Source organism: Catellatospora sp. NPDC049133, from assembly GCF_040648455.1.
In the GTDB taxonomy this organism is placed as follows: Bacteria; Actinomycetota; Actinomycetes; order Mycobacteriales; family Micromonosporaceae; genus Catellatospora; species Catellatospora aurea.
The window spans coordinates 1-8788 of the sequence record NZ_JBEZDT010000075.1; the positions used below are offsets into that span (position 1 = coordinate 1).

At 61.2% G+C, this 8788-nt stretch carries 4 protein-coding genes; 2 read left to right on the forward strand and 2 right to left on the reverse strand.

Annotated features, from left to right (window positions below; translation table 11 throughout):
- Positions 1-126: 126 nt before the first annotated feature.
- Positions 127-1251: a hypothetical protein gene (locus tag AB0B35_RS41725; protein ID WP_361057348.1), complete on the forward strand. Its 1125-nt coding sequence runs from the start codon at positions 127-129 to the stop codon at positions 1249-1251.
- Here the strand turns inward: AB0B35_RS41725 and AB0B35_RS41730 are convergent.
- The gene (locus AB0B35_RS41730; RefSeq protein WP_361057351.1) at positions 1244-1750 is read right to left on the reverse strand and encodes an NUDIX hydrolase; all 507 of its coding nucleotides are present in this window, start codon (positions 1748-1750) and stop codon (positions 1244-1246) included. The two genes, AB0B35_RS41725 and AB0B35_RS41730, sit on opposite strands and share 8 nt — an antisense overlap.
- Positions 1751-2293: 543 nt before the next feature.
- Between AB0B35_RS41730 and AB0B35_RS41735 the strand changes: the two genes are divergently transcribed.
- The gene (locus tag AB0B35_RS41735) at positions 2294-5146 is read left to right on the forward strand and encodes an NACHT domain-containing protein (RefSeq protein WP_361057354.1); all 2853 of its coding nucleotides are present in this window, start codon (positions 2294-2296) and stop codon (positions 5144-5146) included.
- A 254-nt stretch (positions 5147-5400) separates the two neighbouring features.
- On the opposite strand, the gene AB0B35_RS41740 is transcribed toward AB0B35_RS41735, so the two are convergent.
- On the reverse strand, positions 5401-8788 hold a 3388-nt coding region (locus AB0B35_RS41740; RefSeq protein ID WP_361057357.1), incomplete at its 5' end, for a leucine-rich repeat domain-containing protein.

Sequence of the window (8788 nt, forward strand, 5' to 3'; positions counted from 1 at the left end):
CAGCTTCCGCCGGGGAAGCGGCCCGCCACAGAGGACTTGCGTGGACTGAGGGGGACTCCTATGCGGACTCGCTGCACTTGCGAAAGCGCGGAGAGTTAGGCATGTTGATCTGCCAAGGGGGAACAGATGCAGGCAACGGAGATCGACGATCTGTGTCAGGCGCGCGGCTGGTCCCGCGCTCGTTTGATTCACGACCTGCGGCGGGTCGCACGTGAGCGCAACGTCGAGCTGCCCGCGGACGACAGCTTGCGCCGGATGATTAGGCAATGGGCTGCTGGCCACCGCGGGTTCTCAGACTTCTACGCAGACCTCATGGGAGCCGTGTTCGGGGCCGAGTTCACGACGGGCAAATCGATCGCCGAGGTTCGCGAATCCCATACCGAGCCGGAGCTGATCGACCGCCTCCACAGCGCCGCAACCGTGGATTCCGGCTTGATCCTGCTGCTGGAGCAGCAGACAGAGATGCTGCGAGTTCTCGACCGCAGACTCGGGGCGGTTCACCTGCTGAAGCAATCAGAGCAACACTTGATTCAGGTTTCCGACCTGTTGAGCTACAGCCTGCCTGGTCCACACAGGGCTGCGCTCGGCGCGACGGCTGCAGAAGCAGCGGCCCTGGCAGGCTGGCAGGCGCTCGACCTCGGAGACGCGGCACAGGCGTGGAGACACCACGAAACCGCGAAGAACGCCGCGCGGGAAGCGGGCGACCCAGCCATCCTGGCCCACGTGACGGCGCAGCAGGCGTACGCGCTGCTCGACGCCGACCGGGCAGGGGAAGCGGTGCAGCTCATGCAGCACGCCCGCGAGTCAGCCGGCACAGCGATACCCGAACTGATGCGGTCGTGGCTCTGGGCGGCAGAGGCGGAGTCGCTGGCTGCGATGGGGGAGGGGTTGGCGTCACGGCGAGCACTCGATGAGGCGGCGCGGCTCCTGCCAGCACAGCCGACGCGGGCAGAGCTGCCGTACATCATGCTCGACAGCACGCACCTTGGCCGCTGGCGCGGCCACTGCCTCGCTCGTCTTGGTGCTGCAGAAGCAATCGAGGACCTCACGGCGTCGCTGGACTCGCTCGATCCGACATGGGCAAGAGCAACGGCAGGACACCACACTGATCTGGCGTTGGCGTACTCAGTGCGAGGTCAACACCACGAGGCGCGCGAGCAGGCGCGCAAGGCGCAGGCACTAGCCAACCGCACAGCGTCGGTCCGGCAGAAGCAGCGCATTGCCCGCCTGCTCAGCAGCGGCATCAGTTGATGTGCGCCGTGTAGCCGGCCGCAGCGCCCGGACCGCTCAGGGCGAGGACGTGCAGCAGGGCGACCAGCGTGCCGGAATTGCTGACCTGACCCGCGCGGATCAGCTCCGGCACGTCAGCGAGCGACACCCACTGCATGCGCTCCATCTCGGTCGTCTCGGTCGGCTCGCCGATTCGCTCCGCCCCTCGACCGAGGTAGACGTGATGCGGGCAATTCACCATCCCGATCATCGGCTCAAAGGTCACGAGGTGTTCCAGCGACCGCGGCCGGTACCCCGTTTCCTCCTCGATCTCGCGAGCTGCCGTCACGACGGGCTCCTCGCCCTGGTCGATGAGACCGCCGGGCAGCTCCCAGTTCCACAGGTCGGGGACGAACCGGTGACGCCACATCAGCAGCACGTGCGTCAGCTCGTCATTCAGCAAGGCGGTCATCGCTGCTGCGGGCATCCAGACGGTGTGATGTTCAAAGCGCTGGCCGTCGGGCAGCTCGACGTCCGTCATGTTCAGCCGGATCCACTCGCTCTGGTAGATATTCCGGCTCCCATGTACCACCCAGCGGGTATCAGTTATCTGCGAATCAGTTTCCACAACCACCTCTAAGGCTCGTCGCCGCTCGCTGTCGGTCGTCCGCCCACGCCGGGGCGGGGTCGTGCTTCGTGCCAGGCAACGATGCGGGCGGGACGCCACATGTGTGTGCGGCCGACCGTCATGTCAGGTTCCGGCATCTGGTTGCGCGCGCGGTACGCGCTGATGGTCCCAACACGTACGCCCAGGTAGGCGGCCACGTCGCTCGTTGTCCACCATTCTGCCGTTGGGTCAGGCTGCGTTGTCACGTCGCACATTCTGCCCTAGCGCTGGCGGGGGCAGGAACTGGCGAGGGAGTCCACCGGGCCTCTTGCTAGGCCAGGCCTGCAGAACACCACAAGGTCGTTCGCTGAATGCCATTCATGTTCGTCGCCCGGTTGGCGAAGGCAAGCGCCTGTTTGGCCAGTTCCGCAATGGAGTACAAATCGATACTGTGCGCCTTTATAGCTAGGGGATCACATGAATGAGATCGTCGCTGCGATCATCGCCGAGTTTGCAAAGACATTGGTCATGCGAGTAGGAGCATCTCTAGTCGGTCCAAAGTATAGTCCGGATGACGTTGACCTGGATATAGGCCTGTACGTCTTTACCACCCCTGGCGGCGATCAGATCGGCTTTGACCATACTCAACTGGAGGCAATCAAGGTATTTCTCGGTTCGCCCGAGGTGACTGCGCTAACGCAGGCATATGTGGCTGTGGGAGCCTATGACCGCCGTAGTCGGGCGGGCGAATGGGCAGAAGCAATAGTTACTTCTTTTCATGAGCTATTCACTGGTGCTGTTACTAGCGTGCCTAATATCAATAATCAGGCTTCGGAAATAGTGTGGGAGTTGGTCACACTCGCTATACGCAAGGTGCTCCCGGCCAGCGAGGTCATTGCGCGCGTACCTAAGGAAGATCTAAGGCAACTTTTTGAACCTGATCGCGGGCTGCTGGAGGACACGCCAGCTCCTCTGTACATACGACTTTTGATTGGCATATCAAACGAGCCGAGCAAGCTCGTGCGCTTGCGGCAACTCTGTTCTGATATTAGTAGAGCAGTAGAGCAGGCGGCCAGGGAAATTCCGCTAGAGCACACACAGGACAATCACCGTATCGCCAACAACGACCTCTATATCAGGCGCCAGCTTACGCCGACAAAGAAGGCCTTTGATGGGCATGGGGAAACTGTTTCACTGGAGGACCCGTACCCAGGAACAAATTTAGTGGTGATTGGTCACCCAGGCGCTGGTAAGAGCACACTTGCTCGCAAGCTTGCGCTTAGCCTTGCTGAGCGCCCGGACCGCGATATCGCGCCAATCATTGTGAAATGCCGGGACTTCACGGCAAGCAGTACACAGATTCCGCTGGAACAAATCGCTGCTACGGTCAATATGTACCCAGGAATAAGTGTCGAACCGCGTGACGTGGAAGACCTTCTTGCTGCTGGCCGTCTTTTCGTTGTATTTGACGGAGTCGACGAACTCGTAGATATTCAACAGCGGCGGCAGCAGATTGCGGCGATTGAGCTGCTTTCGGGAACGTTCCCATTGGCGTCGTTCCTATGCACGACGCGAAAGATCGGATACGAGTCGGCGAGCTTCGCGGGTCTACGCTTTAACGTGCTTGAATTGCAGGAGTATACAAGTGCTCAAGTGCGTGAATATGTCTCGAAGTGGTTTGCCCTCATGGGCCGATCGCAAATCGATACAGCATCGTTCCTTCGCGAATCGGCCGAGATCGCGGAAATTCGCCGAAACCCATTGATGCTGTCGCTTCTTTGTACGCTTTATCGCGTACGCGGATACATTCCAATGAACCGGCATGACGTCTATCGCGACTGTGCAGAGCTCCTCTTTTATGGCTGGGACTCACTGCGCCATATCCCGCAACCAGTTGATCATAGGAGATATGGGCGCACCCTAATGGAGGAGCTGGCTATCTTCTTCTATCGGTTTCCGCGAGCTTCCGCGGGAGTCGAAGAAGATCAACTGACGGGCCTCATTGCTACATACTTCAGGGATACGGCTGGGGTTGAGGCAAGCGAGTCCGTCCAGCGTGCATCAGACTTCCTGAGCTTCTGTGCTACTCGTGCCTGGTTGCTGACTGCGGTGGGCCATAACAGCCGCGGAAAGAGGCTCTTCGCTTTCACCCACAGAACTTTCATGGAATTTTATGCGGCGGAAGCGCTTTCGCGCCGTACGTCGAGCGAAGATGAGATCCTTGATGTGATTCTAGAGGAATATCGAAAGAACCCCAGTTCGGTACTTCCAGACCTCATTGTGCAGGCGTACGAGAACAAGTCATATCGCGGAGCGGAAGTGCTATTGAGAAGGCTTCTTAGAGAAGGGAAGGAAGGCCGGAAAGTCAGCTTCAATTCGCACTACCCGTTGTGCCTACGAATACTAAACTCGACTCCGGTTGGAGCGCCGCTGGTTAAGGACGTGTTAGCGAGCGCTGTCAATGCCTGGAGTCCCTTCGTAGATCGTTCGGATAAGGCACCGTTCGTGTCGTTGCTGCAACTGTACAAAGATCCGAGGGTTATTTGTCAGAGAATCCTCGAAGGGGAAGAACCTGAGGTGCTTTCCGGCGGCAAACTCCTTCGGGCGCAGGCGGGGTTTTTGCAGAGGTGGGCGCACCTCTGGTTTCTTGGCGAGACTGACAGCTTTCACGACGACTGGATTTCGACGGTGGAGTCAATCGCGACCAACGAAGCGGTATTTGATGCAATCGACGACGCCTCTGCGGTTTGGTACCTGGTACTCGCGGGCCGGAGGTCTATAGTTCAGCAGCGAGGCGACATGCCCCCGCTGTTCGCGAGCTGTTTCGGCAATTGGACCGCCGGACCGTTTCTCCACTCCATGCAGCGAATAGCGGCAGGGACCGTAGGTGGCCAAGAACATGACATCTTTGGGGTCGCCGAGAGAGGTTTAGCTAAGCGAACCGTTCCGCTTCAAGGCTCGGAGACGTTCGACAGAGTGTTGGCGCAGTTGGTTCCGAATATGCCTGACATTGCTGCGGACAGCGAGCTGGTTAAGAAGTATCCACTCACGATGCTCTGGCTCTCGTGCATGGCTTCGGAGGCGTCGTTTACGGGAGTTCACACTTTTCATGAAGTGATGCTAGCGGCCTACGATGATGACTTTCTGGCTCGGCTAATTCGATGCCGGTTAGAAACCTTAGAGGGCGCTGACTTCGTAGCCGAGGAGATGCTTGACGTTCCCACTCGGAGGGATGACTTGTTCCGAGTGCTGTCGTCGATGTGGCCGAAGTGGGTTTCAAGTTGGGCACGTGGTCGCCTGTCTATATGTCGAGATGTCTCGCGTCAGTAGATCCCTCCGCCAGAGTGGCAACGCGACGGGACCAGCTGAGGATGTGCGTTCCGGTCCGCTTCGGTGCATCGGAACGAAATGCACCATGCGCTACGTACGTGACGTGCGTAGGCCTTGGTCACTCGTCCTGTAGCTCAGTGCGGCCGCAATTCGAAGCAAGCTAGTTCGGCAGAGTGGAAGGGCAGCTCAGAGAGCTGACCTGATTTGCGAGTCAGCCTCTCTGGTTTACGAAACCATGCTGGTCAAGTTCGCTATTAGCGGTTGGGTAGTTCTCGATAGGGGCTAAGGTGTTCTGGGCAGACGTAGAGGCTGAGGCCTTCCGGGGTGATCAGGTGTGACAGGCCGCCCCATCTCTGTTCCTCGTCGAGTTTGAGCATCATCGCCCGCAGGACGCGGTAGTCGGCGTCGGTGTCCGCGTGGCGGGTGGGTGCGGAACCACGGTCGTGGATGGTTTGGTCGGGGTCTTGCAGGCGGTCGATTGGGGCGTCGTCGAGAACCTGTTTGAAAAGATCGACTTCGTCTGAGAGTTGTTCTTGCAGGTCGTGAGCGGCGACGCCGAGGATCGACCCGACGTAGGGCACGGTGGCGCGGAGGACGCGGAGGGTTTTTGCCATGTAGGGGCCGGCGGTGCGCAGCCATGCGGCGAGTTCGTCGACCTCGTAGCAGCCGGCATCGCCGGGCAGCGGGTGCCAGGTTCCGGGTTCCTCGCAGTACAGCCTGAGGGTGTGGACGGTCTTACCAATTCTTCGCTTTCCGGTGGGGATGATGGTGAATACGCTGGGGCAGTGGGCGCTCTGGGCCTGCTGGATCATGGTGCTCACTCGCAGGTGGTTGCGCTGGGCCAGTGTGCTGTGCTGCTCCATGCCGTCGCGCATTTGCTCGATCGTGGCGGCGAGACGACGTACGTCGCCAGCGGTGGCGAGGTCGCGTACCGGCGGGGTGATGCCGGTGAGCAGGGCGCCGATGTCGACCATGCCCTCTAGCTCTCGACAGTAGATGTCGTGGTGGCCGCGCCTGACCCGGTCGAAGACTTTGTCGTAGTTGAACTCCTCGTCGCATGGCCCGTGGCCGCGGCAGGGCACCCACCGGGTGACTTTCAGGCCGGGGTAGCGGTCTAGCGTGAGGTTGAGGCCGTCGTCGAGGACGGCGAAGAACGGCGCGGGCATCGGCCCGCGCACCGTCAGTTCGATGCGTCGGCGCTGGGTGTCGGTGCGGAGCAGGCCGGTGTGCTCGCCGTCGGGGTGGCGCAGCAGGGCACCGGTTCGCCACCGGTACTCGGTGGCGAACCGGTGGGACCGGGCCAGGAACCAGCCCGGAACACCAGGCGGCAGGACGGGCAACTGGTAGGCCAGCCGGATCTCGTTACCGTCGGTTGGCCATGCCGGGCTGATGTCCGGCGGGGCCTGGGGCAGCCAGCTGACGACGATCCCTTTCGCGCCGGCGTGACCGTCGCGGATCCGGTAAGACACGTCGAATCGGTCCATCAAATTGAGCAGATGCTCGCGCTCGGCACGGGGCAGATTCGGCCATGCGTCGGCCATGTCGTCGGCGGTGAGCAGTCCGTGCCGATTGGCCACGCCGGGGTTGTCGAGGATGCTGGCGATGTGGACGTTGAGCCATTGCGGGTTGAGCACGACAGTGTCGGCCAGGTCCTCATCGTCGGGGAAGTAGAGGATCTCGCCGCGGTGGTGCAGCGCCGTCGCCAGGGTCTGGCGCTCGACGGCGTTGGCGACACCTGTCCGGTTCATCACCTGCCACATCTCGGTGGTGAGCAGGTGCGGGGGCAGGTCTGCGGCGGTCAGTTCGGCTGTCGCGTCGACCCAGCGTTTTGGCCAGGCAGCGCCCATGAGGGGTAGGTCTGCTGCAGCGGCGGCGATGGAGGTGCGCAGGGCGTCGATGCCGGTGCGGGTGGCGCAGTCCACGCTGAAATGCGCGATGATCGCCGGGTATTGCTCACGCAGTCCGGCCAGGTCGATGTCCGCGGGACGGGCGGCAGTGTGGGTGGCGACGAGCAGGACCCTAGCCTGGGGGGCGCGGGCGGTGATGATGTCCAGCCAGTAGGACAGCCGGCCCCGGTCGGTTCCTTCACCGGCGTTCCACGCCAGCAGGAACAATGACCGGCCGGTAAGGAAAAACTGGTGCGTGGAGTGGTAAATGTCCTGTCCACCGAAGTCCCACACCGACAGGTCCATGGTGGCGCTGGGCTCGCTCGGGTGTGGCAGCGGTAACCGGCTGAGTAATAGACCGTGGGTGGTCGGCTCACCAGGGTTGTGCGCATGGTCAGACAGGGCCTTGACGAGCGAGGTCTTTCCCACCCGACCCTCGCCCACGATCAGCAGCTTCGACGTCCACTGCTGGATCGAAGCACGGTTGGCCCGCAGATAGGCGAGCACCGCGTCCGCGCCCTGGGAGACGACCTCAGCTGACAGACTCGTCAGCTGGTTGTTGTCGAGGTCAAGTGTGGTGAGGGTGGTGAGGTTGCCGAGGTTGTCGGGCAGCTGCTCCAGCTGATTGTTGCCGAGGAACAGTGTGGTGATTTTGCCGAGGTTGCCGAGGCTGTCGGGTAGTTGGGTCAGCTTGTTGTGGCCGAGGTTCAGGGTGGTGAGGTTGTCGAGGTTGCCGAGGCTGTCGGGTAGTTGGGTCAGCTGGTTGTTGCGGAGGTTCAGTGCGCGGAGCCTGCGAAGGCTGCCGAGGCTGTCGGGCAGGTGCTCCAGCTGGTTGTTGCCGAGGTTCAGTGTGCGGAGGTTGCCGAGGCTGCCGAGGCTGTCGGGTAGTTGGGTCAGCTTGTTATCGCTAACGTCCATTTTGGTAAGACGGCCGAGGTTGCCGAGGCTGTCGGGCAGCTGCTCCAGCTGATTGTTGAAGAGGGAAAGATCGGTGAGGGAAGTGAGGTTGCCGAGCCAGTCAGGCAAATGGGTCAGCTGGTTGTTTCCGAGAGCCAACAAGGTGAGGGCAGTGAGGTTGCCGAACCAGAGGGGGATCTGCTCCATCTGGGATCGATAAAGGGACAGCGTGGTGAGGGTGGTGAGGTTACCGAGCCAGTCGGGCAGCTGAGCCAGCTGGTTGCCGCCGAGGTTCAGTGTGGTGAGGGTGGTGAACTTGCCGAGCCAGTCAGGCAATTGCGTTAGCTGGTTGTAGTAGAGGTACAGCGTGGTGATTTTGTCGAGGTTGCCGAGGCTGTCGGGTAGTTGGGTCAGCTTGTTGTGGCCGAGGTTCAGGGTGGTGAGGTTGTCGAGGTTGCCGAGGCTGTCGGGTAGTTGGGTCAGCTTGTTGTTGCGAAGGTCCAGTGTGGTGAGGGTGGTGAGGTTGCCGAGCCAGCCCGGTAGCGAGGTCAGCTGGTTGTCGCCGAGGTCAAGTTCAGTGAGGGTGGTGAGGTTGCCGAGCCAGCCCGGTAGCGAGGTCAGCTGGTTGTCGCCGAGGTCAAGTTCAGTGAGGGCGGTGAGGTCGCCGAGGCTGTCGGGCAGTTGGGCGAGCTCGTTGTTGCCGAGGTTCAGGGTGGTGAGGGTGGTGAGGTTGCCGAGGCTGTCGGGTAGCTCGGTCAGCTTGTTATGGCCGAGGTTCAGTGTGGTGAGAGCGGTGAGGGTGGTGAAGCTGTCGGGCAGCCGCGTCAGACGCAGATCGCTAAGATCCAGTTCGGTTCCA

Coding starts and splice junctions, on each gene's coding strand:
- AB0B35_RS41730 (WP_361057351.1), bottom strand. CDS start 1,750: ATGACGGACGTCGAGCTGCCCGACGGCCAGCGCTTTGAACATCACACC.
- AB0B35_RS41725 (WP_361057348.1), top strand. CDS start 127: ATGCAGGCAACGGAGATCGACGATCTGTGTCAGGCGCGCGGCTGGTCC.
- AB0B35_RS41735 (WP_361057354.1), top strand. CDS start 2,294: ATGAATGAGATCGTCGCTGCGATCATCGCCGAGTTTGCAAAGACATTG.